Source organism: Pelagibius sp. CAU 1746 (genome assembly GCF_039839785.1).
Taxonomy (GTDB): domain Bacteria; phylum Pseudomonadota; class Alphaproteobacteria; order Kiloniellales; family Kiloniellaceae; genus Pelagibius.
On the sequence record NZ_JBDOQT010000001.1, the window covers coordinates 2021659 to 2045541 of the forward strand.

At 66.3% G+C, this 23883-nt stretch carries 24 protein-coding genes; 8 read left to right on the forward strand and 16 right to left on the reverse strand.

Going from position 1 to position 23883, the window contains the following annotated elements; all coding sequences use genetic code 11:
- Nucleotides 1-34: 34 nt before the first annotated feature.
- The 4 genes from AAFN88_RS09525 to sppA all read right to left on the reverse strand — a co-directional run bounded on the left by AAFN88_RS09525 (nucleotide 35) and on the right by sppA (nucleotide 4773).
- Nucleotides 35-829, reverse strand: a complete 795-nt coding sequence (locus AAFN88_RS09525) for an ABC transporter permease (RefSeq protein ID WP_347520055.1) — start codon at nucleotides 827-829, stop codon at nucleotides 35-37.
- Between the two features lie 16 nt (nucleotides 830-845).
- A complete protein-coding gene (locus AAFN88_RS09530; RefSeq protein WP_347520057.1) occupies nucleotides 846-1739 on the reverse strand; it encodes an ABC transporter permease in 894 nt (297 codons plus the stop codon).
- A gap of 5 nt (nucleotides 1740-1744) precedes the next feature.
- Nucleotides 1745-2830: an ABC transporter ATP-binding protein gene (locus tag AAFN88_RS09535; RefSeq protein ID WP_347520058.1), complete on the reverse strand. Its 1086-nt coding sequence runs from the start codon at nucleotides 2828-2830 to the stop codon at nucleotides 1745-1747.
- Between the two features lie 131 nt (nucleotides 2831-2961).
- Complete coding sequence (gene sppA, locus AAFN88_RS09540; RefSeq protein WP_347520059.1) at nucleotides 2962-4773, reverse strand: signal peptide peptidase SppA; 1812 nt, start codon at nucleotides 4771-4773, stop codon at nucleotides 2962-2964.
- 201 nt (nucleotides 4774-4974) lie between these two features.
- On the opposite strand from sppA, the gene AAFN88_RS09545 reads away from it, so the two are divergent.
- Nucleotides 4975-6267 carry a class I SAM-dependent RNA methyltransferase gene (locus AAFN88_RS09545; protein ID WP_347520060.1) on the forward strand — a complete coding sequence of 431 codons (1293 nt, stop codon included), beginning with the start codon at nucleotides 4975-4977 and terminating at the stop codon, nucleotides 6265-6267.
- Between the two features lie 141 nt (nucleotides 6268-6408).
- Here AAFN88_RS09545 and AAFN88_RS09550 read toward each other — a convergent pair whose 3' ends face one another.
- From AAFN88_RS09550 to fabI, 3 genes are read right to left on the reverse strand one after another with little or no spacing between them, the layout of a single operon-like run.
- Nucleotides 6409-7455, reverse strand: coding sequence for a GntG family PLP-dependent aldolase (locus AAFN88_RS09550; protein ID WP_347520061.1), 1047 nt, complete (start codon nucleotides 7453-7455; stop codon nucleotides 6409-6411).
- Between the two features lie 5 nt (nucleotides 7456-7460).
- Nucleotides 7461-8555 (reverse strand): chorismate synthase, encoded by a 1095-nt coding sequence (gene aroC / locus AAFN88_RS09555; protein ID WP_347520062.1) that lies wholly within the window; start codon nucleotides 8553-8555, stop codon nucleotides 7461-7463.
- Nucleotides 8556-8588: 33 nt separating this feature from the next.
- Nucleotides 8589-9428 carry an enoyl-ACP reductase FabI gene (gene fabI / locus AAFN88_RS09560; protein ID WP_347520063.1) on the reverse strand — a complete coding sequence of 280 codons (840 nt, stop codon included), beginning with the start codon at nucleotides 9426-9428 and terminating at the stop codon, nucleotides 8589-8591.
- A 208-nt stretch (nucleotides 9429-9636) separates the two neighbouring features.
- Here fabI and AAFN88_RS09565 point away from each other — a divergent pair, with 208 nt between their 5' ends.
- Together AAFN88_RS09565 and AAFN88_RS09570 are read left to right on the forward strand one after the other, a co-directional pair.
- A complete protein-coding gene (locus AAFN88_RS09565; RefSeq protein ID WP_347520064.1) occupies nucleotides 9637-10869 on the forward strand; it encodes a YihY family inner membrane protein in 1233 nt (410 codons plus the stop codon).
- A 32-nt stretch (nucleotides 10870-10901) separates the two neighbouring features.
- The gene (locus tag AAFN88_RS09570) at nucleotides 10902-11534 is read left to right on the forward strand and encodes a LysE family translocator (protein WP_347520065.1); all 633 of its coding nucleotides are present in this window, start codon (nucleotides 10902-10904) and stop codon (nucleotides 11532-11534) included.
- A 24-nt stretch (nucleotides 11535-11558) separates the two neighbouring features.
- On the opposite strand, the gene AAFN88_RS09575 is transcribed toward AAFN88_RS09570, so the two are convergent.
- The 4 genes from AAFN88_RS09575 to AAFN88_RS09590 all read right to left on the reverse strand — a co-directional run bounded on the left by AAFN88_RS09575 (nucleotide 11559) and on the right by AAFN88_RS09590 (nucleotide 14029).
- On the reverse strand, nucleotides 11559-11906 hold the full coding sequence (locus AAFN88_RS09575; protein ID WP_347520066.1) for a chaperone modulator CbpM: 348 nt from the start codon (nucleotides 11904-11906) through the stop codon (nucleotides 11559-11561).
- 108 nt (nucleotides 11907-12014) lie between these two features.
- Nucleotides 12015-12392: a cupin domain-containing protein gene (locus tag AAFN88_RS09580; RefSeq protein ID WP_347520067.1), complete on the reverse strand. Its 378-nt coding sequence runs from the start codon at nucleotides 12390-12392 to the stop codon at nucleotides 12015-12017.
- A 107-nt stretch (nucleotides 12393-12499) separates the two neighbouring features.
- Nucleotides 12500-13408: a J domain-containing protein gene (locus AAFN88_RS09585; RefSeq protein WP_347520068.1), complete on the reverse strand. Its 909-nt coding sequence runs from the start codon at nucleotides 13406-13408 to the stop codon at nucleotides 12500-12502.
- A gap of 144 nt (nucleotides 13409-13552) precedes the next feature.
- Nucleotides 13553-14029 (reverse strand): RT0821/Lpp0805 family surface protein, encoded by a 477-nt coding sequence (locus AAFN88_RS09590; RefSeq protein ID WP_347520069.1) that lies wholly within the window; start codon nucleotides 14027-14029, stop codon nucleotides 13553-13555.
- 314 nt (nucleotides 14030-14343) lie between these two features.
- Between AAFN88_RS09590 and pdxH the strand changes: the two genes are divergently transcribed.
- The 5 genes from pdxH to AAFN88_RS09615 all read left to right on the forward strand — a co-directional run bounded on the left by pdxH (nucleotide 14344) and on the right by AAFN88_RS09615 (nucleotide 18271).
- Nucleotides 14344-14946 carry a pyridoxamine 5'-phosphate oxidase gene (pdxH, locus tag AAFN88_RS09595; RefSeq protein ID WP_347520070.1) on the forward strand — a complete coding sequence of 201 codons (603 nt, stop codon included), beginning with the start codon at nucleotides 14344-14346 and terminating at the stop codon, nucleotides 14944-14946.
- A gap of 24 nt (nucleotides 14947-14970) precedes the next feature.
- The gene (locus AAFN88_RS09600) at nucleotides 14971-15909 is read left to right on the forward strand and encodes a cation diffusion facilitator family transporter (RefSeq protein WP_347520071.1); all 939 of its coding nucleotides are present in this window, start codon (nucleotides 14971-14973) and stop codon (nucleotides 15907-15909) included.
- Between the two features lie 161 nt (nucleotides 15910-16070).
- A complete protein-coding gene (locus tag AAFN88_RS09605; protein ID WP_347520072.1) occupies nucleotides 16071-16937 on the forward strand; it encodes a universal stress protein in 867 nt (288 codons plus the stop codon).
- Nucleotides 16938-17088: 151 nt separating this feature from the next.
- Nucleotides 17089-17454, forward strand: coding sequence for a hypothetical protein (locus AAFN88_RS09610; RefSeq protein WP_347520073.1), 366 nt, complete (start codon nucleotides 17089-17091; stop codon nucleotides 17452-17454).
- A gap of 76 nt (nucleotides 17455-17530) precedes the next feature.
- Complete coding sequence (locus AAFN88_RS09615) at nucleotides 17531-18271, forward strand: SDR family oxidoreductase (protein WP_347520074.1); 741 nt, start codon at nucleotides 17531-17533, stop codon at nucleotides 18269-18271.
- Nucleotides 18272-18439: 168 nt separating this feature from the next.
- Here the strand turns inward: AAFN88_RS09615 and AAFN88_RS09620 are convergent, their stop codons facing one another.
- The 5 genes from AAFN88_RS09620 to AAFN88_RS09640 all read right to left on the reverse strand — a co-directional run bounded on the left by AAFN88_RS09620 (nucleotide 18440) and on the right by AAFN88_RS09640 (nucleotide 23803).
- The gene (locus AAFN88_RS09620) at nucleotides 18440-19003 is read right to left on the reverse strand and encodes a hypothetical protein (protein WP_347520075.1); all 564 of its coding nucleotides are present in this window, start codon (nucleotides 19001-19003) and stop codon (nucleotides 18440-18442) included.
- Nucleotides 19004-19271: 268 nt separating this feature from the next.
- On the reverse strand, nucleotides 19272-20123 hold the full coding sequence (locus AAFN88_RS09625) for an ABC transporter permease (protein ID WP_347520076.1): 852 nt from the start codon (nucleotides 20121-20123) through the stop codon (nucleotides 19272-19274).
- Between the two features lie 6 nt (nucleotides 20124-20129).
- Nucleotides 20130-21362: an ABC transporter permease gene (locus AAFN88_RS09630; protein WP_347520077.1), complete on the reverse strand. Its 1233-nt coding sequence runs from the start codon at nucleotides 21360-21362 to the stop codon at nucleotides 20130-20132.
- 124 nt (nucleotides 21363-21486) lie between these two features.
- Complete coding sequence (locus AAFN88_RS09635) at nucleotides 21487-22578, reverse strand: ABC transporter substrate-binding protein (protein ID WP_347520078.1); 1092 nt, start codon at nucleotides 22576-22578, stop codon at nucleotides 21487-21489.
- Nucleotides 22579-22705: 127 nt separating this feature from the next.
- Entirely contained in the window at nucleotides 22706-23803 is a 1098-nt protein-coding gene (locus AAFN88_RS09640; protein ID WP_347520079.1) for an ABC transporter ATP-binding protein, read from the reverse strand.
- Between the last annotated feature and the right edge of the window lie 80 nt (nucleotides 23804-23883).

Genomic DNA, 23883 nt, shown 5'->3' on the forward strand with positions numbered 1-23883 from the left:
CCGTCCCGCGCGGCGCCGCTTCGCCGCCGTGGGATCATCGCCGCATCCTGCCGACCAGAAACGACAGGGTGACGAAGAGGATCGACACGATCAGCATCAGGGAGGAGATCGCATTGACCTCCGGGGTGATGCCGATGCGGATCATGCCAAAGATATAGACCGGCAGCGTGGTCGCGCCGGCGCCGGCGACGAAGTAGGTGATGACGAAGTCGTCCAGCGAAATGATGAAAGCCAACATGCCGCCCGAGAGAATGCCCGGCCAGAGCAGCGGCAGGGTGACCCGGTGGAACGCCTGCCAGTCGTTGGCGTAAAGGTCGCTGGCGGCTTCGCCCAGGGCCTTATCCATGCCTTCCAGCCGTGCCCGGATCGGCAGATAAGCGAAGGGGATACAGAACACCGTATGGGCGACGATCACGGTCAACAGGCCCAACTGGAAGCCGATCAGGATGAAGAACAGAAGCGTGGCCACGGCGGTCACGATCTCCGGCACCACCAGTGGCAGGGCGATGAGCCCGGAGACGCCGTCGGCGCCGCGGAAGCGGCCCTTCGACATGCCCAGCGCGGCCAGGGTGGCGGCGAGGGTGGCGGCCAGGGTCGATACCGTTGCGATGATCAGCGAGTTGCCGGCGGCGCGGATGATGTCGTCGTTGTCCAGGACGATACCGTACCACTGGGTCGAGAAGCCGCTCCAGATCGTCGCCAGGCGGTTCTCGTTGAAGCTCAAGACGATGAGAACGACGATCGGCAGGTAGAGGTAGGCGAAGAAAAGCCAGGTCGTCGCGCGGAGGCCGCGAAAGCGCCACAGCGGATTGGTGACGTCGACGCGCATCAGTGATCTCCCGCCATCAGTGACCTCCCGAGGGCGCGCGGCGGAAGCGGACCAGGTAGATCATCATCGCCAGCAGCACGATGGCCAGCAGTGCGAAGGCCAGCGCCGCGCCGAAAGGCCAGTTGCGCGCCGCGCCGAACTGGCTCTGGATCAGGTTGCCGATCATCATCGACTTGCCGCCGCCCAGAAGTTCCGGGGTCACGTAGGCGCCCAGCGCCGGCACGAAGACCAGCACGCAGCCGGCGGCGACGCCCGGCGCGGCCAGCGGCAGGATGACGCGGGTCAAGGCCCGGCGGCGGTCGGCACCCAGGTCGAAGGCGGCCTCGATGAGGCGCGAGTCGAGTTTTTCCAGGCTGGCGTAGATCGGCAGGACCATGAAGGGCAGATAGGTATAGGTCAGGCCGATGGAGACGGCATAGGGCGTGTAGAGCAATCCCAGAGGCTGGTCGCCGGCGATGCCCAGCCAATGCAGCAGATTCTCCACCAAGCCGCCGTTGCGCAGCAGCAGGATCCAGGCGTAGTTGCGCACCAGCAGGTTGGTCCAGAAGGGAATGGTGACCAGGAAGATCAGCAGGTTGCGCCGTCCCTCCGGCTGCATGGACATGTAAAGCGCCGTCGGAAAGCCGATGGCCAGGGCCAGGGTGGCGGTCAGCAGCGACAGCCCGAAGGAGCGCGCGAAGATCTGCAGGTAGTCGGTGTTGAGCAGCAGGCTGTCGTCGAGGTCGCGCTCGAAGATGAAGTTCACGTAGGCTGCGGGCGTGTGCAGGTCCCAGACGACACCGCCGTTCAGTCCCTTCTCCAGGATCGACACGTAGGCCATGAGGCCCAGCGGCACCAGCATGAAGAAACCGATGATCGCCAGAGCGGGGGCGATCTGCAGGGCGCGTTTTCTGCTGGCGGCAGCGGTCATGGCGGTCAGTCCGCCAGGCGCTGGATAGCGGCTGGCGCGATGCGGACCTTCACGGCGGCCCCGCTGGCCAGGTCCAGCCGCGCGCCTTCGTGGTTCTGGCTGCGCACCGTGAAGGGGGTGCCGTCGGCCAGCGTCAGGTGATAGGTGGTGTCCGTGCCCATGTAGACCACGGCGCCCACCGTGGCGGGCAGGCCCTCGCCCTGCGGCGGTACGATCTCGGCGCGCTCCGGACGCACCGCCAGGGTCACCTGTTGCCCCTTGGCGCCGCCGCCGGCCTGCCCGTCGAGAGGCAGGAGGTGGCCGCAGGCGAGCTGCGCCACGGACGTGCCGCCGGACTCCTCGATGCGGCCTTCCAGGAAGTTGGTCTCGCCGATGAAGTCCGCGACGAAGCGGCGCTGAGGATGCTCGTAGATTTCGGTCGGCGAGCCGATCTGCAGGATCTTGCCGCTGTCCATCACCGCGATGCGGTCGGACATGGTGAGGGCCTCTTCCTGGTCGTGGGTCACGAAGACGAAGGTGATGCCGGTTTCCGTCTGCAGGCGTTTGAGCTCGATCTGCATTTCCTTGCGCAGCTTCAGGTCCAGCGCCGAGAGCGGCTCGTCCAGCAGCAGGACCTTGGGCTGGCTGGCGAGCGCCCGGGCCAGGGCGACGCGCTGCTGCTGCCCGCCGGAAAGCTGCGCCGGCTTGCGGTTGGCATAGCCCTGCAGCTTCACCAGGGCGAGCATCCGCTCGACCCGGGCGGAGCGCTCTTCCTTGGGGCGGCCCAGCATCTCCAGGCCGAAGGCGATGTTCTGCCCCACCGTCAGGTGCGGGAACAGCGCATAGCTCTGGAACACCGTGTTGATCGGCCGCTTGAACGGCGGCAGGCCGGTCAGCCGCTGGCCTTCCAGAAAGATGTCGCCCTGGCTCGGCTGCTCGAATCCCCCGATGAGGCGCAGCAGCGTGGTCTTGCCGCAGCCTGAAGGGCCAAGCAGGGTGAAAAATTCGTTTTGACGGATCGTCAGCGAAACGTCGTCAAGTGCGTGAACCGCATCTGTCCCGGCGCCGAAGACCTTGGACAGGCCTCGGGCTTCTATGGCTGGCGTAGTCACACGATCTCCCATTCGTGCCTTGCTACCGAGCATAGCCAGCGCCCGGTGACGGTCACAAGATGGAATCAGGAAAGAATCCCACACTTCGCCATGACGCGCGTTATTTTGTGGGAATCTCGTTCCGAAGAATCTCAATCTGCGAGAACGGTATCCGGTATCTGCAAGCTATGGCTGCGCGGATCTCCGTTCAGCAACTCCACGGTTTCGGCCAAAGGCGCCAGGGCCTGGGCCAGGCGTGCGAAGCTGCGGATCAGCGACAGGGCCGCCGGGCTTTCGATTTCGCCGCCCAGGGCGCCTTCCAGCAGCGCGGTGAAGGGATCGCGCGGTTCGGGGAAGGGGCGCAGGCGCACCGCCGTGCCGGCGTCGATGCCGGCCGCTTCCTTGGCCAGGTTCAGCGCCTTGCGATAGCCGCCCAGGGCATCGACCAGTCCCGCTTCCTTGGCGTCGCTTCCCGACCAGATCTGGCCCTTGGCCACAGCCTGCACGGCGTCCTGGCTGAGGCCGCGCCCGGCGGCCACCTTGCCGGTAAAGTCGGCGTAGGTGGCGTCGAGGGTCTGCTGCAGCCAACTCCACTCCTCGCGGCTGAAGGGCGCGTTGGGGCTGAACATGGCGGCGCGGCGGCCGGCCTGTACGCCGTCCCAGTTCACGCCCAAATCGGCCCAGAGTTCGCGCAGCGAAACCTTGCCGCTGACCACGCCGATGGAGCCGGTCAGGGTGCCGGGCTGGGCGACGATGGCGGCGGCCGGGGCGGAGACGAAATAGCCGCCGGAGGCCGCGACGTTGCCCATGGTGACGACAAGCGGCTTGCCCAGATCGCGGGCGCGCTGCACCTCGCGCCAGATGGTGTCGGAGCCGACATAGGAACCGCCGGGGCTGTCGACACGGAACAGGATCGCCTCCACCTCCGGATCGTCGATGGCGTCGGAGAGGGCCTGGGCGATGTCGACGGCGCCTGCCGTTACCCTGCCGAAGACCGGGTCGTTCTCGCCGCCGGCCAGCACGATCGGCCCCTCGCCGTGCACCAGGGCGACGACGGGGCCTTCGGCGACGGGCCCCGGTGCGGCGCGGAGATAGGCCTGCAGCGGCAGGATCTCGGCGCCGGGACCGGCGGCCTCCAGGACCAGGGCCTCCACCTCGTCCCAGTAGCCCAAACGGTCGACCAGGCCCAGGCGCTGGGCCTCGGCCCCGCGGAAGGGGGCACGGTCGATGAGGCTGCGCAGGGTGCCGGCCTCCATGTCGCGGGTCTCGGCCACGGCGGTGACGATCTGGCCCAGGGCGGACTCGAGATAGCGCAGCAGGTTCCGGCGTTGCGGCTCCGGCAGGCCGTCTTCCGTCAGGAAGCTCATGGCGCCCTTGTATTCCTCGCGCTGGGCGACCTGCGCGCGCACGCCGATCTCCTCGAGCAGCGGTTTGAGGAAGGGCTGCTGTAACGCGAAGCCGGTGATGCCCAGGTCGCCGGAGGGCTGCATCCAGACCTCGCCGGCCACGCTGGCCAGGAAGTAGTGCAGGGTTCCGTTGCCGGCCTCGCCGAAAGTTTCGGCGAAGGCGGTGACCGGTTTGCCCTGGGCGCGGAACTCCGTGACGGCGTCGCGCAGTTCCTGTACCTGCGCCAGGCCCGGCGCGCCCCAGCCGGCGCGGATCACCAGGGCCTTCACCCGGTCGTCGCGGCCGGCGGCCTCCAGGGCCTCCACCGCCTCGCGCAGCACCAGGGCATGGCCCAGGGAGGCGCGGGCGAGGGGATTGACGGGGCGCTGCTCGATGAGGCCGCGGGAAAGATCCAGCAGCAGGACGGTCTCCTCCGGCACGTCGCTTGCGGCCGGCTCCAGGCCGTCGAAGCGGGGCAGGAAGACCGCCGTGGCGGCGATGCCGGCGATGAGCAGGAAGCCGACCGTCGCGAAGAGGCCGAGCAGGCACTTCAGCAGAAACATGATGATGCGGGTCATGGCCCTATCTCAGCGTCCCGGACCTTCCCTGGCCAGTTAAATTTTCGCTCAAGGAAGCCCGGAAGAGGTAGGCGGGCAAGGCGCCGGGCGGCTGTCTGGCCGCTTGTGCTTGAGCGGGCGATCCCGCAAAGTCCGCTGCGCGCGATGGCGTGACGTGAAGACAGGCGGATATGCGATTTAAGATAGTTCAAAGGCCGGACCATGCGGCGTAAGGCGCGGCGTGGCGGCGGCCGCCAGCTTGAAGTGACGGTGGAGGCCTTGGGGGCCAAGGGCGACGGCCTGTCGAGCTGTGACGGGCGGCCGCTGTTCCTGGCCCAGACGGTGCCGGGCGACAGGGTGCTGGCGCGGGTCACCGGGCAGCGCGGCGGCGGCTTCAAGGGCGAGGTCATCGAACTGCTGGAAGAGGGCCCCAACCGGGCCGAGCCGCCCTGTCCCTTCTTCGGGCCCTGCGGCGGCTGCGCCCTGCAGCACCTGGCCGAGCCCGCTTACGTCGACTGGAAGGAAGGCCTGCTGCGCCTGGCGCTGGAGCGCCGCGGCCTGGCGCCGGAGACGCTGCATCCGCTGCGCCGGGTGCCGCCGGGACGGCGCCGGCGCATCACCTGGAGCGCGCTGAAGACGGCGCGCGGCCAGCTTCTCGGGTACTACGAGCGCGAGTCGCACCAACTGACCGATGTCGATGCCTGCCTGCTGGTGGTGCCGGAATTGCAGGCGCTCATCGCGCCGCTGCACGGTCTGCTGGAGCGGATCCTGGCGGTCCAGGAAGGAGCAAGGGTGACGGCGACGCTCTGCGAGACCGGCGTCGACCTGCTGCTCGATTCACGCCATGAACCCACCCTGACCGACCGCGAGGCCCTGGCCGCCTTTGCCGAGGCGAGCGACTTGGCGCGGCTGTCCTGGACCGACGGCCGCGAGGCGCCGGAGCCGCTCGCCGTGCGCCGCGATCCGGTCCTCACCTTCGGCGGCGTGCCGGTGCTGCCGCCGCCCGGCGGTTTCGTGCAGCCGACGGCGGAAGGCGAGGCCGTGCTGGTGGACCTGGTCATGGCCGCGGTGCCCGAGGGCGCGGAGACCGCCGCCGACCTCTTCGCCGGCTGCGGCACCTTCACCTTTCCGCTGGCCGAACGCCTGCAGGTCTACGCCGCGGAGGGGGCGGAGGACTCGCTCATGGCCCTGGACGCCGCCGCGCGCCGCGCCACGGGCGTTGTACGGGTGCAGGCGGAGCTGCGCGATCTGGCGCGCTTCCCAGTGCTGGCCGACGAGCTGTCCGGCGGCGATGTGGTGGTCTTCGATCCGCCGCGCAACGGCGCCCGCGAGCAGGCGGCGGAGATCGCCGCCAGCGACGTACCGGTCGTCATCGCCGTGTCCTGCAATCCGACGACCTTCGCCCGCGACGCCCGCATTCTGGTCGACGGGGGCTACCGCCTGAAAGAGGCGACGCCCATCGACCAGTTCCCCTGGTCGGGACACCTGGAACTGGTCGCGGTCTTCGCGCGGTAGAATCCCTTTGAGGGTCGCTGCGCGGCCCCCCCCCACCATCCCAACCTTCCCCCACAAGGGGGAAGGGACGAAGAGCGAAGCGGCTTCGCGGTTTAACTCCCTCCCCCTTGATGGGGGAGGGTTAGGGAGGGGGTGAAGCGCTTACGCCTTGGCGTCGCTCAGGACTTCGCGGATGGCGGTGATGGCCGCTTCGACGTCGGCGCGGGAGATGTCCAGGTGGGTGACGGCGCGGATGCGCGCGCCGGCGCCGCCCAGGTCGACGCCCTTTTCCTTCAGCGCCGCGCAGAAGGTCTCGGCGGAAAGGCCGGTGCCGGCGATGTCGAAGAAGACGATGTTGGTTTCCACCGCGTCGACGTCGACCCAGATGCCCGGCAGGTTGCGCAGGGACTCGGCAAAGAGCTTCGCGTTGTCGTGGTCCTCGGCCAGGCGCTCGACGTTGTGCTCCAGGGCATAGATGCCGGCGGCGGCGATGATGCCGGCCTGGCGCATGGCCCCGCCGGTGCGCTGCTTCAGGCGCCATACTTCTTCGATGAACTCGCTGGAGCCGGCCAGCACCGCGCCGACCGGGCAGCCGAGGCCTTTGGAGAGGTCGATCCACACGCTGTCGAAGGGCGCGGAGAAGTCTTTAGCGGATACGCCTGCCGCCACCACGGCGTTCAGCAGGCGCGCGCCGTCCATGTGGTAGGCGAGGCCCTGCTGCTGCGCCAGGGCACCCAGCGCCTCTATGTCCGACAGCGGCCAGATGGTGCCGCCGCCGAAGTTGGCGGTCTGCTCCACGGCGATCAGGCGGGTCTGCGGATTGTAGCGGCTCTTGGGGCGGATGGCCGCGCGTGCCGCTTCCACCGAAAACAGGCCGCCGGGGCCGTCGAGGCCCTGCACCTGGGCGCCGGAGAAGGCGGCGGTGCCGCCGCCCTCGGCGTTCAGGATGTGGGCCGAGCGGTGAGCGATGATCTCCTCGCCCGGGCGGCAGTGGATGTGGATGGCGAGCTGGTTGCACATGGTGCCCGAGGGCAGGAAGACCGCCGCCTCCTTGCCCAGCAGTTCGGCGGTCATCTCGCAAAGCCGGTTGACGCTGGGGTCCTCGCCGCGCTGCTCGTCGCCCACCTCGGCCTCGGCCATGGCCAGGCGCATGGCTTTGGAGGGCTGGGTCTGGGTATCGCTGTAGAGGTTGATCAGCTTCTCGGCCATCCTGTCTAGTCCTCGACGTTTCCGGCCAGGGCGCGCTGGCGCAGCAGGTGATCGGCCAGCACGATGGCCATCATGGCCTCGCCGACCGGGACCGCGCGGATGCCGACGCAGGGATCGTGGCGGCCCTTGGTGACGATTTCGGTTTCCTTGCCGTGGCGGTCCACGGTCTTGCGCGGCGTCAGGATGGAGGAGGTCGGCTTCACCGCGAAGCGCACCACCACGTCCTGGCCCGAGGAAATGCCGCCCAGGATGCCGCCGGCCCTGTTGGAGGTGAAGACCACGCGGTTGCCTTCCAGGCGCATCTCGTCGGCGTTCTCCTCGCCGCTGAGCGCCGCCGCTTCCAGGCCGGCGCCGATCTCCACCGCCTTGACCGCGTTGATCGACATCATCGCCTTGGCCAGGTCGGCGTCGAGCTTGTCGTAGACCGGCTCGCCGAGGCCTGCGGGCACGCCGGAGGCCACCACCTCGATGACCGCGCCGGTGGAGGAGCCCGCCTTGCGGATGCCGTCGAGGAAGCCCTCCCAGTCCCGGGCCGCCTTGGCGTCGGGGCACCAGAACGGATTTTCGTCGATCTGGCCCCAGTCCCAGTTGCCGCGCTCGATCCGGTGCGGGCCCATCTGCACCAGGGCGCCGCGGATGACGACGGGCTGCGTCAGGATGTGGTTCAGCACCTTGCGGGCAATGCCGCCGGCGGCGACCCGCATGGCGGTCTCGCGCGCCGAGGAGCGCCCGCCGCCGCGGTAGTCGCGGATGCCGTACTTCTTCCAATACGTATAGTCGGCGTGCCCCGGACGGAACTTGTCGGCGATGTCGCCGTAGTCCTTGGAGCGCTGGTCCTGGTTCTCGATGACCAGCGAGACCGGGGTGCCGGTGGTCTGCCCTTCGAAGACGCCGGAGAGGATCTTCACTTCGTCCGGCTCGCGGCGCTGGGTGGTGAAGCGCGACTGGCCGGGCTTGCGCTTGTCGAGCCAGTGCTGCAGTTCCGAAGCTTCAAGCGGGATGCGCGGCGGCACCCCGTCGACCACGCAGCCGATGGCCGGGCCGTGGCTCTCGCCCCAGGTGGTGAAGCGAAAGATCTCTCCGAAACTGTTGCCTGCCATCGCCGGATCGCCCTCGCGGGTGGAAGGAGGGCCTCAGGACTGAGGCGTGAAGTTCTTCAGCAGCTCCGCGAGCTGCGGTGCCGCGTCGACCGACATCATGCCGACCACGTGGTAGCCGGAATCGACGTGATGCACCTCGCCCGTGACGCCGGTCGAAAGGTCGGAGAGCAGATAGAGGCCGGCGCCGCCGACCTGTTCGATGCTGACGTTCTGACGCAGCGGCGAGTTCAACTCGTTCCACTTCAGGATATGGCGGAAGTCGCCGATGCCGGAGGCGGCCAAGGTCTTGATCGGCCCGGCGGAGATGGCATTGACGCGGATGTGCTGATCGCCCAGGTCGGCGGCCAGGTAGCGCACGCTGGCTTCCAGCGCCGCCTTGGCCACGCCCATGACGTTGTAGTGCGGCATGACCCGCTCGGCGCCGTAGTAGGTCAGCGTCAGGATGCTGCCGCCGTCCTTCATCAGCGGCACAGCCCGCTGGCTGATCGCGGTCAGCGAATAGCAGGAGATGTCGAGCGAGCGCAGGAAGTTGTCGCGGCTGGTCGCCAGGTACTTGCCCTTCAGCTCTTCCTTGTCGGCATAGGCGATGGCGTGGACCAGGAAGTCGAGCTTGCCCCAGGATTTCTCGATCTGGGTGAAGACGGCGTCGATGGAGGCGTCGTCGGTGACGTCGCAGGCGATGACCTGGTCGGAGCCGACCGATTCGGCCAGCGGGCGCACGCGCTTCTCCAGGGCCTCGCCCTGGTAGGTGAAGGCCAGTTGGGCCCCCTGGTCGTGCGCGGCCTTGGCGATGCCCCAAGCAATGGACCGGTCATTGGCGACCCCCATGACAAGGCCACGTTTGCCGGCCATTAGCGGTTGGGGCTCGGTCATTCCATTTCCTCAATGTAAATCTGGACTCAAAGGCGTTGCAAAACGTGCGGCATCCTACACCAAAGGATTCAGGGGTCAACGCTGCGACCTCCGAATAATCCCACATTTCCGCCGATTCTTGCTGTAGAGTGGCGATCTTTCGGGGGAGTGTGGCCGGAGCCGGGAAAACGCCATGAAGAAGCCCGATTTATCAGGATTCTGGCGGAATTTGATCCGTTTCGCGGGCTATTGCGGCCGCCGCTTTCTGGGCGACCAGTGCCTGCGCCGGGCCACCCAACTCAGCTATGCCTCGCTGCTGGCCATCGTCCCCATCCTGGCCATCTGCTTCAGCCTGCTTTCAGCCTTTCCGGCCTTCGAACAATTGCGGGTGGATGCCCAGCTCTTCCTGTACGAGAACCTGGTTCCCAACGCCGGTGTGGAGGTCAGCGACCAGCTCGCCACCTTTGTGGAGAACGCCCGCTCCATGACCGGAATCGGCATGGCGGCGCTGGTGGTCACGGCCATCCTGCTGCTCTCGGCGGTCAACGGCGCCTTCAACGCCATTTGGCGGGTGACCGAGCCGCGGCCGCTGATGATCCGCATCATGGCCTATTGGATGGTGCTGACCATCGGCCCGATCCTGCTCGGCACCTCGATGTCGCTGTCCAGCTACGGCTTCGCCACGGCGGTGTTCGAGCAAGGCGAGCGCGCCTTCGGCCTGACTCAGCTCCTGCCGTTTCTCCTGACCGCCGGGGGCTTCGCCCTGCTGTACATGGTGGTGCCGGCGCGCAGTGTCGCCTTCACCCATGCGCTGGCCGGCGGTGTCGTCGCGGCGGCCCTCTTCGAGGGTCTTAAGTGGGGATTCGCTTTTTATCTCAAGCAGTTTCCCTCCTATGAGGCGATCTACGGGGCGCTGGCCGCGGTGCCGGTCTTCCTGATCTGGATGTACCTTTCCTGGGCAGTGGTGCTGTTCGGCGCGGAGATCGCGGCGGCGGCGCGGGAATGGCGGCTGGTCGACCGGCTGGATGAAGGCAGCAGGGGCGCCGGCCACCGCCTGGCCCTGGCCCTGGCGCTGCTCTACCGGCTGCGCAATGCCGCGCGCAGCGGCACGGTGCTGAAGGAGACGGCCCTGACGCGCGGCCTGCCGGCTGACCTGGACCAGCTCTCGGCGGTGCTCCAAGCCTTGAAGCGGAGCGGTTTCATCAGCCGCAGCAGCGGCCGCTTCTTCCTGGCCCGCGACCTGACCGCCGCCAATCTGGACGAACTCATGACGGCGCTGGACCTGACTCTCGACCCGGGGCAGGGTTGGCCCGAAGGGGTCGAGGCCATCGTCACCGAGGCGGGGCAGGTGGGGGCCGCGGTCAAGGGCAAGAGTCTGGCGGCGCTGATCGACAAGGCGACGGCCAGCGACCCGCCCGACGGGGTGGCGCGCCTGCACCCGGCTCCGCAGGACGAGCGCTGATTTCCGGATCAATCCGAACAGAGGGGACCGAAGTGGAACTTGTGCATATTCTGGGCTTCGCGGCGGTGGCCGGCCTGCTGGTCATGTCCCCCGGCCCCAACGGCGTCCTGATCGCCAAAACGGTGCCGACGTCGGGACGCGCGGCGGGCTTCGCCAACATTGCCGGATTCGTCGGCGCCTTCTACCTGCACGGCGCCCTGTCGATCTTCGGCATCTCCATCCTTCTGGTGCGCTCGGCCGAGGCCTTCTTCGTGGTCAAGGTCCTGGGTGCGGCCTATCTCTGCTGGATCGGCCTCAAGGCCTTGCGGGACGCCTGGCGGGGCGTCGAAAGCGTGGCCCAGGTCGCCCCCGCGAAGCGCCGGCGCAAGTTCGCCAAGGCCTGCCTCGAGGGGTTCCTGACCAATGCCCTGAACCCGAAGGTGTCGATGTTCTACCTGGCGGCCTTTCCGCAATTCATGCCGCTGGGCGAGGGGGCGGTCCGGAGCGCCTTCGTGCTGGTCACCGTCCACGCCCTGCTGAACCTTCTGTGGTTCTCGGCCATGGTGCTGCTGTTCGGGCGCCTGATGCGGGCCGCGCGCAGCGGCCGATTCCAACGCTGGCTCAAAGCCGTCACCGGCGTCATTTTCGTCGGCTTCGGCGCCAAGCTGGCGGCGCTCAGTCCTTGAGGACAGCCCCGGCCCCGCCGCGCGTCAGTGGGCGGTGCGCTCGCCGTCGTCCTCGTTGTCGCTGAGATAGCTCCGCAGTTGTTCTTGCGCCGATTCGGGGAGCTCCTGGATGGCCTCGTTCAGATCCGCCAGGGCGCGGCGCAGGCTGTAGACCTGATCCAGCAGGCGCAGCACCACCGGGATGGCATCCTCGTTGACGCCCAGATCGTTGCGCAGTTCGGCGATCAGCCGTACGCGCGCGACGTCGGTATCGTCGAAGAAGTAGTCGCCGCCTTCCTCGACCGGCAGCACCCAGTTCTGCTCGATCCAGGCGTGCAGTTCGCTGGCACCGATATCGACCGAGACCAGCACTTCGTCGAATTTCACCAGCATGCGCTCCCCCTCGCTTCCCGATCCTGCGCTGTCGCCTGCCCGGCGCACCCCCTTGTTACGGGGGCTCTTCCCAATGTTGTTCCCGGTTTGCCCGGAGCCGCCGACCGGTCAGCGGTCCCGGTCCCAATCTATGTTCGGCTGTGACCGATCGAATTTCGGCGCGAAAATCGACAAGGCGGCAAAGCTCTGCCCCTCGTCCAGAATCGGACCGTGGAGCGTGCCGCGGGGGATGAAGACCAGATCGCCGCGCTTCACTTCCTCGATCTCCTCGCCCACTCGAAAGTTCACGCCGCCATCGATGATGACAAGCACCTCATCATGGTTCTTCTGCGTGTGAAGCGCGTTGCCGCTGTCCCTGACAATCCCGACGTTCGCGGTCAAATGTTCGCCATCCACGACGAATATCCGCTTGATCGGATGGTCTTTCGTCGAAGGGTCTATATCGAGCGTCTTGGCGATCCGGTCCAGGTTCTGAAAGTAGGTCATGGCACGCCCTCCTTGAGTGGCCGGCACCACACTACAGCACTTCCAAGCTTTTGCTCCACAACCTGCCCGAGCGTGGCCGAGTGGGGCTCTAGGTGGGCTTATGAAGCTCAGGTGAGGCCGGCCTTGCGGCGCGGGTCGTAGTCGTGCGAGCGGCTCCAGTTTTCGATGAAGTCGCGCAGTTCCTGGTCCGGGCGCTCGGGCAGCATCACCTTCAGTTTCACGTACTGGTCGCCGATCTCGTCGCCGTCGCGGGCCTTGATGCCCTTGCCCTTGAGGCGCAGCGTCGAGCCGCTGTTGGAGCCCGCAGGGATCTTCATCGACACGCTGCCGTGCACCGTAGGGACGGTCACGGTGGCGCCCAGCACCGCCTCCTGCAGCGTCACCGGCAGTTCCACGTGCACGTTGTTGCCTTTGCGCTCGAAGAAGGGATGCGGCTGGATGTGCGCCTCGACCAGGGCGTCGCCGGCCGGCCCGCCGCCGACTCCGGGCATGCCCTGGCCCTTCAGGCGCAGGGTCTGGCGGTCTTCCGTGCCCGGCGGAATGCGCACGTCCAGCGTCTTGCCGTCGGCCAGCTTGATGCGTTTCTTGGCGCCCTTGGCGGCCTCCAGGAAGGTGATCGGCACGGTGTAGGAGACGTTGGCGCCGGGGCGCCGGACCCGGCGGTTCCGGGCGCCGAAGAGATCGGCGAAGATGTCGTCGGCGCTGATGTCCTCACCGAAGTCGAAGGGATTGTACTTGGCGCCACGCTTGGTGCCCGCGTGGTTGCGATAGAAGCCGCCCTTGAAGGGGGTCTCCTGTCCGCTGGCGTCGATCTCGCCCTTGTCGAAGCGCTGCCGCTTCTCCGCGTCTCCCAGGATGCTGTAGGCCTGGGAGATTTCCTTGAATTTCTGCTCGACCGCCTCGTTGCCCGGATTGATGTCCGGGTGCAGCTCCTTGGCCAGCTTGCGGTAGGCGCGCTTGATGTCCTCTTGCGAAGCCTTGCGGTCGACGTTCAGCAGCTGATAGGGATCCTGCATAGGCTCTACGGTCGCGACCCCGGAAGTTTAAGGTTGGGGAATCGGGAAAAGGGGTATTCCGTTGAAGAATACCCCTTCCCAATCGCTCGCCCAAGGGGCTCTGTGAGCCCCGCCGGGAGCTGCGGCGGTGTGGATTCGCCGCCGCTAGTTGCGGATTTCCCAGGCACCGTCCGGCTGGCGGCAGGCCACGCCGTAGGCGGCTTCTTCCCTGCCGCCGATAATGACGGTTTGCTGGAACTCGCGGCAGTAGGCGCCGGTCGAGGAGGTGCCGTCGCGGGTCGGGGTGATCGTGCCGCTGTTGCCGGTGTTGGGGTTGTTCCAGGTGATGGTCTCGCCCACCGGCGCGGTGGTTGCCCGGGTGTAGGCGGCTTCCGCCTTCTGGCGATCGACCTCGTCCATGGTGCGGCCGATCTCGCTGCCGATGAAAGCGCCCAGCAGGGCGCCGGCGGCGGTGGCGGCAAGCTGGCCGGAGCCGCTGCCGAACTGGGCGCCGAAGAGGCCGCCCGCGGCGGCGCCGCCCAGAGTGCCGATGGTCTGCTTGGTGCCGCCCAGGCTGCTGTTTTCACAGGCGGCGGCGGTCAGCGCGATGGCGCCGGCGGCGATGACGACTCGAAGTTTCATAGAACGTCCCTCTCTCCACATGCGGGGCCCCAAGGGGGCGGCCCTGATAAACTGTTGGCCTGCGGGATCTTTGGGCTTCATAGCCCCGCTGGATGGCCCTGGGGAATGACTTGGCTCAAAATTAGGGCGATCTCATGGCAATCGCCGGATTTACCTGTGTCTTACGGGGGACTCGGCAAAACCATCCCCGCCGCCGGACGAGCTGCGGAGAATCCCGCCGATTAAGGGGTTTTCTCGCTTTTTCTAGGCCCTGGGGCCGCTATATGGTGGCATGGACTCAGATATCAACCCGAACGCTAGGGAAATCCCTTTTTATGGAGATCAGATCGGACCGGTCGGCCGACCCCCTTGAGGTCTTCGCGGCCTGGCTGGCCGAGGCCGAGGAATCGGAGCCCAACGATCCCAACGCCATGGCCCTGTCCACCGTGGGCGGCGACGGCATGCCGTCCTGCCGCATGGTTCTGCTGAAAGGCTACGACGAGAGCGGCTTCGTCTTCTATACCAATTACGAGAGCCGCAAGGGCCGTCAGTTGCTGGCGACGCCGAAGGCCGCGCTGCTGTTCCACTGGAAGAGCTTGCGCCGCCAGGTGCGCATCGAGGGCGCCGTGGCGCAGGTGAGCGACGCCGAGGCCGACGCCTATTTCGCCAGCCGCCATAAACAGAGCCAGATCGGGGCCTGGGCCAGCCAGCAGTCGCGGCCCCTGGAAGGACGCTTCGAGCTGGAGAAGAGGGTTGCGCTCTATGCCGCCAAATATGCGGTCGCTCAGGTGCCGCGCCCGCCTCATTGGTCCGGATTTCGTCTGGTGCCGCGGCTGATCGAGTTCTGGCAGGACGGTGCCTTCCGGCTGCACGACCGTCTGGTCTATACGCGCCAGGACGCCGGGGACGACTGGCAGACGGAGCGGCTGTATCCATGAGAGACGGGCTATGAGGGTCGGGCCATGAGCGGGTCGGAGCAGGCCGCGCCACGGGCAACGGGAGAGGAGGCGTCCCGGCTGCTGCGCCTGGCCACCACCGCGTCGGTGGCGACGGCCTGCGTGCTGATCGTGGTGAAGCTGGTCGCTTTCCTGCTGACCGATTCCATCAGCATCCTGTCGACGCTGATCGATTCGCTGTTGGACGCAGCCGCCTCGATGGTGAACCTCATCGCCGTCCGCCACGCCCTGGTGCCCGCCGACCGCGAGCACCGTTTCGGCCACGGCAAGGCGGAACCCCTGGCGGCGGTGGGCCAGGCGATCTTCATCACCGGTTCGGCCGTCTTCCTGCTGATCGAGGCGAGCCAGCGCTTCTTCACCCCGCAGCCGCTGACCAACAGCGAGGTCGGCATCGCGGTGATGATCTTCTCCATCATCGCCACCTTGGGACTGGTCACCCTGCAGCGCTACGTCATCCGGCGTACCGGCTCGCTGGCCATCAGCGCCGATCAGTTGCACTACACCGGGGATATTCTGGTCAACGGCGCCGTGATCGTGGCTTTGGTTCTGGCGGCACAGTTCGGCTGGCGCTTCATCGACCCGGCCTTCGGCATCGCCATCGCACTCTATATCCTCTACAACGCTTGGCAGATCGCCGCCGGCGCCCTCGACATGCTGATGGACCGCGAACTTCCGGAGGAAGACCGCAACCGTATCCGCGACGTGATCGTCAATCACGACGGCGTTCTGGGCTTCCACGACCTGCGCACCCGCGCCTCGGGGCCGCAGATCTTCATCCAATGCCATATCGAGCTGGATGCCGGGCTCAGCTTGATGAATGCCCATGACATTGCCGACGACGTGGAGAACGAACTGCGTGACGCCTTTCCCGGCGCCGAGGTCATCGTTCACCAGGATCCCTACGAGCCGGAGGTCGACGCCCCGGCCGGCGAGCCGGGCCATTGAACGGTGCAGGGCTGCCCTGCTTTGCGGGGGGCTTGACGCAGGTCAATGCCGCGCCGGACTATTCATCCTTCCATCGGGCGGGCAGGCGGGCGAAGCTTGGATCGCCGGGGCCCGGCAGGGAATCATTTTGAATTTCTTTTCCTCAGATTAAGGAGCCAGCCATGGATTGGGGCACCATTCTCGCCGTCACCGACGGAGCCGCAGGCAGCGACGCGGCCATGGCCGCCGCCATCGACCTTGGCCAGCGTTTCGGCGCGCGGGTCGATCTTCTTCACGTGGCCAACGATCCCCGCGACCTGATGCCCTACGTGGGCGAGGGCATGTCCGGCACGGCGATGGAGCAGATCATGGCGTCCGTCGAGGCCAGCAATGCCAAGCGTCGCGAAGCGGTGGAGGCCAGCTACAAGCGCTTGTGCAGCGGTGCGGGCCTGCCGGAGATCCAGCCCGAGGAATTGACCGAGGCGGGGCAGTTCGCGGTCTGCCTGGAGCAGGTGACCGGGCGCCAGCCCGAGGAGATCGAGCGTCGGGGCCGCTTGGCGGATCTGATCGTGATGCCGCATCCGGCGCTCACCGAGGGCGACGAGACGGCTTCCATGGACGCCGCGATCTTCGGCAGCGGCCGGCCGGTCCTGGTGGCACCGGCGGACCTCAAGGCGGGTTTCGGCAGCAAGGTCGCCATCGCCTGGGACGGTTCGCGCGAGGGCGCCGTGGCCACCACCGCCGCCCTGCCGCTGCTGAAGCAGGCCGCGGAGGTGGTGATCATCACCGCGCGCGAGGATGAAGAGGTGATGGAGCCGAGTTCCCTAGCGCGCTTCCTGGCCGGGCACGGGGTCAAAGGCAAGACCTGGGCCTACACGCCGGGGTCGGAATCCATTGCCGAAGGACTGCTCGATCAGGCCAACCATGCCGGGGCCGATTGCCTGGTGATGGGAGCTTACGGCCACAGCCGTCTGCGCGAGCGCATTCTGGGCGGTGCGACCGAAGGCGTCTTGGAGAATGCCAAGATCGCGGTTCTGATGAAACATTGAGCCTTAGCGATCCGCGCGGCCGCGCCGGCCGCAGGTTTGCGCTGCGCGCGGGAATAGGCGAAGCTAGCGGCCGGGCCCGCGTTGCCGGGCCCGGCTTTGTGTCGATGGCGCGGCAGGCGGCCCGGAGGAGAGGGTTGTCTCAGGAGGTTGGATGTCTTTGAAAACGATCCGTTTGGAACTCGCCCGGGACCAGGATTTCCCGAACGGTAGTCCGGACAGGGGCTATATTCTCAAGGCGCCCTTGACGCCGGAGGGCCACATCGATGCGGAAGGCTGGCGTCAGGCGCGCAAGGACTGCACCGTCACGCGCTTCTGGCAGGGCGAAGACGACCAGACCGGCCACCTGCGCCATACCCGCGGCGGCAAGTGGGCCTTTCACTACGATATCGAAGGCGATCCCGACGACGACGAGGTCGGCTTTAAGTTCGAGTCCCACATCTTCAATAAAGGCGAGTACGTCTCAATCCGCGAACAGGACGGGGAGCTGCGGACCTTCCGCGTGGTCTCGGTCCGCTGAGCGCCCAAAGCGGCGAAACGCCCAAGGCCGGGAAATCATCAGTGGCGCCGCGCGGCTTCCAGAGTAAGATCGCGCCATGACGGAACAACGCCAGAGGGTGATCCTGACCGGCGCCAGCCGCGGGATCGGCCATGCCACGGTGAAGCGCTTCAGCGACGAGGGCTGGGAGATCATCACCTGCTCGCGTGAGGAGGTGCCGGAGCACTGCCTGCGCGACCCCAACTGGACCCACCACATCACCGCCGACCTGGCCGACAAGAAGGCGGTCGCGGACTTCGTCGCCGAGGCCAAGTCGATCATCGGCGACGGCCCGGTCCATGCCCTGGTCAACAACGCCGCGGTCTCGCCCAAGACGGCCTTCAAGGAGCGCCTCGGCTGCCTCAACGGCAACCTCGACCTTTGGCGCGAAGTCTTCGAGTTGAACTTCTTCGCGCCCCTGGCACTCGGCCGCGGCTTCGCGGCGCCGCTGCGCAAGGGCCAGGGCGCGATCGTCAACATCACCTCCATCGCCGGGCACGGCGTGCACCCCTTCGCCGGTTCGGCTTATTCGACCTCCAAGGCGGCGCTCTCGGCGCTGACCCGTGAGATGGCGGTGGAGTTCGCCGAGCTGAACGTGCGTGTCAACGCCGTGGCGCCCGGTGAAATCGAGACGGCGATGATCGGGGAGGAATACGAGGCGTTGATCCCGCGCATTCCTCTGCACCGCATGGGCCGGCCGGAGGAAGTGGCGGCGACGGTGTTCCGGCTCTGCACGCCGGACTTCGGCTACGTGACCGGGACCGAGATCTTCGTCACCGGCGGCCAGCACCTCTATTAATTGGGTTTTGCTCTCGTGTCATCCCGGCACTCGTTGCCGGGACCCATGATCGTTGCCGCCTGATCGGGCTGCGAGGGCTTCACGCTCGGTGAGTGCTGCTTGCCGACGGCATTGGGTTCCGGGACCAAGTCCCGGGGCGACAGCCTTTGTATGGCGGGAGCCGGCACCTCAGGCCAGGCGGTCGCGCAGCCGGACGGTCCAGTCGAGGCGTGCCTGGGACTGGGCGATTTCCAGATCCAGCCAGTCGTGCAGATGGCCGGCTTCGACGTCGTGATGTTGGCGCAGGTCGATCAAGCGGGCCAGCTCACGCTCGCAGATGTCGTGCAGCAGCTCCGCCTGGACGCGTTGGTCGGCGGGGTCCATGAGGTGAAGGAAGCGCATCTTCAGGGCGACGATCAGCTTGTTGAGGTCGCTGATCTGCGGACGCACGTTGGCCGAGAGCAGCCGCAGCAGCTCGGCGCGGCCCTGTTCGGTGACCGTCAGCAACTGGTTCTCGGCCTCAGGATCGTCGTCCGGCAGGTCGGGCGCGCCGCCTTGGTTCTGCACCAGCCCCTCGACCTTCAGTACCTCCAGCGGGGCGCCGACCAGGTCCAGCGAAGGGCCGACGATGCGGCCGGTGAAATGCCGCACCTCGCGCGCCAGCTCGGCATAGCTCTTCGGCTTGCTGGCTAGGATACCCAGGGCCAGCAGCCGCACGGCCTCGCTGGGGATCAGGGTGTTGTCGCGGTACATGGCGGGCGATTCCGGTTGGTGCCTGCGGGATCTTGAATGTGGCGCGATTGCCGCGCCGCTTCCAGGCTGCGGACTATAGGCGAGGGCGGGTTAAATGTCCATATAAATGCAAATAAGAAGCAATCGCAAATAGGTGAGCTTGCTTCGGGAGCCCGGTCTTCGTCGCCGGGCGCGGAAATGAGCTGCCCGGGCGCTTCCCTGGGGAAGGCCCGGGCGGATTAGGATGGTTGCAGGCGCGCGATTTTCCCGGCCGCTGCGGCCCTTGGGATTATTGCGGGGTCATGCCGCGCAGACGCTCGGAGCGGCGGCGCAGCAGTTCGACCGAGGTGAGCAGCAGGATGGAGATCGTCACCAGGATGGTGGCGACCGCTAGGATGGTCGGGCTGATCTGCTCGCGCAGGCCGGAGAACATCTGCAAGGGGATGGTGCGCTGATCGAAGTCGGCCAGGAAGAGCACCACCACCACCTCGTCGAAGGAGGTGATGAAGGCGAAGAGGCCGCCGGAGATCACGCCCGGCAGGATCAGCGGCATGATGACCTTGAAGAACACCGTCGGCGGCGAGGCGCCCAGGTTCTGTGCTGCGCGGATCAGGCTCTGGTCGAAGCCGACCAGGGTGGCGGTGACGGTGATCACCACGAAGGGCGTGCCCAGCGCGGTGTGCGCCAGAATGATTCCCAGGTGCGTCTGGGCCAGTCCGACGTTGGTGTAGAAGAAGAACATGCCGGTTGCCGAGATGATCAGCGGCACGATCATCGGCGAGATCAGCGCCCCCATGATGACCGCCTTGTAGGGGGTGTAGGGGCGGCTGAGGCCGAGCGCGGCCAGCGTGCCCAGCACCGTCGAGAGGATGGTCGAGGCGATGGCGATGATGAAGCTGTTCTGCAGCGAGTGGATCCACTGGGGATTGTTCAGGAAGTCTTTGTACCAGCGCAGCGAATAGCCCGCCGGATCGAAGCTCAGCATCTCCGGCGTGAAGGTGAAGAAAGGCACCGAGTTGAAGGACAGTGGAATGATCACCAGAATCGGCACGATCAGAAAGAGGAAGATCAGCCCGCAGACGAAGCGGTAGCCGTAGTACCAGGCGATCTCTCCGGGGCCGGCGTAGGAAGGAAGTGCCATGGTCTGTTACCCCAGCTTCATCTTGTCGATGCCGACAACACGGTTGTAGAGGAAATACAGCGCGATCACCGTGGCCAGCAGAATGACGCCCAGAGCCGCGGCGAGTCCCCAGTTCAGAGACTGCTGCATGTGGTAGGCGATCTGGTTGCTGATCAAAGTGCCCGAGGTGCCGCCGACCAGGGCCGGCGTGATGTAGTAGCCGATGGCCAGAATGAAGACCAGGATGCTGCCGGCGCCGATACCGGAGAGCGTCTGCGGCACGTAGACCCTTATGAAGGCGGTCGCTTGATTGGCGCCCAGGGAGCGCGCCGCGCGCATATAGCTCGGCGGGATGGTCTTCATCACGCTGTAGAGCGGCAGCACCATGAAGGGCAGCAGGATGTGCGTCATGGCGACGATGGTGCCGATCTTGTTGTAGACAAGCTGCGGTCTGGCGTCGTCCGAGAAGAGGCCCAGCGCCACCAATATGTCGTTCAGCACCCCTTCGGACTGCAGCATCACGATCCAGGCCGTGGTGCGCACCAACAGCGAGGTCCAGAAGGGCAGCAGCACCAGGATCATCAACAGGTTGCTGTAGCGCAGCGGCATGGTCGCCATCAGGTGGGCGATGGGATAGCCCAGCAGGATGGTCAGGCCGGTGATGAGAATGCTCATCCAGAAGGTGCGCAGGAAGAGGTCGATGTAGATCTGCCGGAAATCCGGCTGCGCCTCGATCGCGCCGTCCGGGCTGAATCGCATGTCGATGGCGTTGAGGTAGTAGCCCATGGTGTAGGGCGAGCTAAGGCGCTTCAGCAATTGCCAGACGGCGGGGTCGGACCAATCCTTGTCGGCCTTGATCATGGCCTCCTTGTAGGGGCCCTCCTCGACCTTGGCGATCTTGCGGGCGGAGCCCATGACGGTGCCGCGCATGCCGCTCAGCTCGTAGTTCAGGCGCGTGGCGACCTTGCCGATGTCGCGGCTCTCGCGGCCTGCCTTCATATCGGCGGCCAGCGCCGCGAAGGCGTCTTCCGGCGGCAGGTCTTCGCCGTCCCACTCGGCCAGCGCGGCCACGGTCTTGGGCAGCACATCGGGGATCACCGAATTGTCGATGCTGCGCAGCGACATGTCGAAGATCGGAATGAGGAAGCTGAAGAGAATGAAGAAGAATAAGGGGGCGATGAGGGCCAGGGCCATCAGTTTGTTGCGCCGCATGGCGCGTGCGATGGAGACTTTCAGCGGCATTCCGTCCGCTGTCCGCATGACATCGCCTTGATCCGCTACCGCCTGAACCATGGTCCGTCCGCTCTTTCTTGGTGATGCTTGTTTTTCGGCCGGTACAGAAAGAACGAAGGGGACGGGAAGGCCCCGTCCCCTTCGCTGGCTTCTACTGCTGCAGCCAGGCTTCGAACCGCTCGTTCAGTTCGTCGCGGTTGTCGGCCCACCACTGGAAGTTGGTCAGGAAACCCTGATCGGCATACTTGGTCGGCATGTGCGGACCCATGTCGATGCCGAGTTCGGCGTGCTTGCCGACCAGCGGCAGCGAGGACGTGCGCGCCGGGCCGTAGGAGATGTACTTGGCCTGGTCGGCGAGGCGCTGGGTGTCCGTCGCGAACTTCACGAACTTCAGCACGTCGTCCTTGTTCTTGCCGCCGGAGGGAATCGCCCAGCCGTCGATGTCGAGCACCTGGCCGTCCCAGATGATGGCCAGCGGCTGCTTTTCTTCCTCGATGGCCGAGAACAGGCGGCCGTTGTAGCCGGTGCCGAAGACCACTTCGCCGTCGGCCAGCAACTGGGCCGGCACGGCGCCTTCGGTCCACCAGATCACCTCGTCCTTGATCGTGCCGAGCTTGGCGAAGGCACGGTCCACGCCTTCCGGCGTGTCGAGCACGTCATAGACCTCGGAGGGCGACACGCCGTCGGCGATCAGCGCCCATTCCAGGTTGTTGATCGGCGCACGCTGCAGGGTGCGCTTGCCCGGGAATTTCTCGAGGTTGAACACGTCGGCCATGGTCTTCGGCTGCTCGCCCTTGAAGGCATCGGTGCGATAGGCGAAAGCCGTCGAATAGATGATCTGCGGGATGAAGCAGTCCGACAGCGTGCCTTCCAGGAAGTCCTTGGTCGCCGGAGTGCCGTCGGGCGCCGCGGCGAGCATCTCGTCATGGTCGATCTCCATGAACAGGCCCTCGTCGCAGCCGCGGATGGCGTCGGAGACGACCACGTCGACCAGATCCCAGGTGACGTTGCCGGCTTCCGACTGGGCGCGGACCTCGGCGAGGCCGCCGCTGTAGTCGACGGAGTTGAGGGTGACGCCCGGATTGGCCTTCATGTAAGGCTGGTGATAGGCCTTAAGCTGGCTGGCGGTGTAGGCGCCGCCCCAGGAAACCACATTCAGTTCCTCGGCCTGCACCGAAGCCGCGAAGGCCATGGTCGCGGCGCCGGCGAGGCAGACGGTTGTGTATCGCAAGGCTTTCTTCATAGAAAAATTCTCCCTGTTTTTCTTCGCCGGACAGGCCGGCTCTCTCGCAAAGGTATGAGTCTGCGTGTCAACGCGGGCAGGAATCGCCGGTCGTCGGCGCGAGACTCCATCAGGGCTCCGGTCCGCCTCAGGAGGCGTCCAAGGCCCTGCAATCCTCCATGGCCCAGCCCACGCGTACCGAACCGCCTTCATTGATGATGGCGTGTCCTTGTGCGTTGGGGACCTTGACGACGAACTGGTCGTTGCCGGCGAAATTGATCCGCGTGCGGATGTGGTCGCCGAGATAGATCAGTTCCTCGACCTTGGCCTCGAAGGTGTTGGGATATTGATCCTGCGGCGGGTTGATCAAGACCCGCTCGGGCCGCAGGGACAGCGTCGTCTTTTCACCTTGGCCGGCGATGTTGACCGCCAAGGCTTGGACGGTGCCGCCGCTGTCCAGTTCCACGGTGCAGCTCTGCCCGTTCGTGCCGGTGACGCGGCCTGTCAGGCGGTTGTTCTCGCCGATGAAGGCCGCGACGAAGGCGTTCTGCGGTTCTTCGTAGAGTTCCGGCGGCGGTGCCAGCTGCTGAATGATTCCGTCGTCGAAGACGGCGATGCGGTTCGACATGGTCAGGGCCTCGGACTGGTCGTGCGTCACGTAGACGACCGAAACCCCGAGGCTCTCATGGATATGCTTGATCTCGAACTGCATCTCTTCGCGCAGGTTCTTGTCCAGCGCGCCCAGCGGCTCGTCCATCAGCACGAGTTCGGGTTCGAAGACCAGCGCGCGGGCCACGGCGACGCGCTGCTGCTGGCCGCCGGAAAGCTGCGCCGGCCGGCGGTGCTCGAACCCGTCGAGGCGCACCATGGACAACGCGCGGTTCACCTTCTCCTCGGCTTCGGCCTTGCCCATGCGGCGGACCTGAAGCGGGAAGGCCAGGTTCTCCGCGATCGTCATGTGCGGGAACAGCGCGTAGTTCTGGAACACCATGCCGATGCCGCGCTTGTGCGGCGGCACATTGTTGATCGGCCGTCCGTTGAGCAGAATGTCGCCGTGCGTGGCCACCTCGAAGCCGGCCAGCATCATCAGGACGGTCGTCTTGCCGGAGCCCGAAGGCCCGAGCATGGTGAGAAACTCACCCCGCTTTACGTTGAGGTTGAGGTCTTTGACGACCAGGGTTTCGCCGTCGTAGCTCTTCTGCACGCCGACGAATTCGACAATAAAATCCTCTTGTCCGCTGTTCACCCGCGGTTTCTCCCTGCGCCCCCGAAGTTACCGTTAGTATTACCACAATGCTCGTTCTAGGAGCTTGTAGCCTACGGCTC

What these genes read in the sequence shown, in the direction of transcription:
- AAFN88_RS09610 (WP_347520073.1), top strand. Translation starts at nt 17,089, where the DNA reads ATGTCTTTGAAAACGATCCGTTTGGAACTCGCCCGGGACCAGGATTTC.
- AAFN88_RS09620 (WP_347520075.1), bottom strand. Translation starts at nt 19,003, where the DNA reads ATGTACCGCGACAACACCCTGATCCCCAGCGAGGCCGTGCGGCTGCTG.
- pdxH (WP_347520070.1), top strand. Translation starts at nt 14,344, where the DNA reads ATGGAGATCAGATCGGACCGGTCGGCCGACCCCCTTGAGGTCTTCGCG.
- AAFN88_RS09605 (WP_347520072.1), top strand. Translation starts at nt 16,071, where the DNA reads ATGGATTGGGGCACCATTCTCGCCGTCACCGACGGAGCCGCAGGCAGC.
- sppA (WP_347520059.1), bottom strand. Translation starts at nt 4,773, where the DNA reads ATGACCCGCATCATCATGTTTCTGCTGAAGTGCCTGCTCGGCCTCTTC.
- AAFN88_RS09615 (WP_347520074.1), top strand. Translation starts at nt 17,531, where the DNA reads ATGACGGAACAACGCCAGAGGGTGATCCTGACCGGCGCCAGCCGCGGG.
- AAFN88_RS09635 (WP_347520078.1), bottom strand. Translation starts at nt 22,578, where the DNA reads ATGAAGAAAGCCTTGCGATACACAACCGTCTGCCTCGCCGGCGCCGCG.
- AAFN88_RS09600 (WP_347520071.1), top strand. Translation starts at nt 14,971, where the DNA reads ATGAGCGGGTCGGAGCAGGCCGCGCCACGGGCAACGGGAGAGGAGGCG.
- AAFN88_RS09625 (WP_347520076.1), bottom strand. Translation starts at nt 20,123, where the DNA reads ATGGCACTTCCTTCCTACGCCGGCCCCGGAGAGATCGCCTGGTACTAC.
- AAFN88_RS09550 (WP_347520061.1), bottom strand. Translation starts at nt 7,455, where the DNA reads ATGGCCGAGAAGCTGATCAACCTCTACAGCGATACCCAGACCCAGCCC.
- fabI (WP_347520063.1), bottom strand. Translation starts at nt 9,428, where the DNA reads ATGACCGAGCCCCAACCGCTAATGGCCGGCAAACGTGGCCTTGTCATG.
- AAFN88_RS09530 (WP_347520057.1), bottom strand. Translation starts at nt 1,739, where the DNA reads ATGACCGCTGCCGCCAGCAGAAAACGCGCCCTGCAGATCGCCCCCGCT.
- AAFN88_RS09525 (WP_347520055.1), bottom strand. Translation starts at nt 829, where the DNA reads ATGCGCGTCGACGTCACCAATCCGCTGTGGCGCTTTCGCGGCCTCCGC.
- aroC (WP_347520062.1), bottom strand. Translation starts at nt 8,555, where the DNA reads ATGGCAGGCAACAGTTTCGGAGAGATCTTTCGCTTCACCACCTGGGGC.
- AAFN88_RS09580 (WP_347520067.1), bottom strand. Translation starts at nt 12,392, where the DNA reads ATGACCTACTTTCAGAACCTGGACCGGATCGCCAAGACGCTCGATATA.
- AAFN88_RS09545 (WP_347520060.1), top strand. Translation starts at nt 4,975, where the DNA reads ATGCGGCGTAAGGCGCGGCGTGGCGGCGGCCGCCAGCTTGAAGTGACG.
- AAFN88_RS09590 (WP_347520069.1), bottom strand. Translation starts at nt 14,029, where the DNA reads ATGAAACTTCGAGTCGTCATCGCCGCCGGCGCCATCGCGCTGACCGCC.
- AAFN88_RS09585 (WP_347520068.1), bottom strand. Translation starts at nt 13,408, where the DNA reads ATGCAGGATCCCTATCAGCTGCTGAACGTCGACCGCAAGGCTTCGCAA.
- AAFN88_RS09630 (WP_347520077.1), bottom strand. Translation starts at nt 21,362, where the DNA reads ATGCGGACAGCGGACGGAATGCCGCTGAAAGTCTCCATCGCACGCGCC.
- AAFN88_RS09575 (WP_347520066.1), bottom strand. Translation starts at nt 11,906, where the DNA reads ATGCTGGTGAAATTCGACGAAGTGCTGGTCTCGGTCGATATCGGTGCC.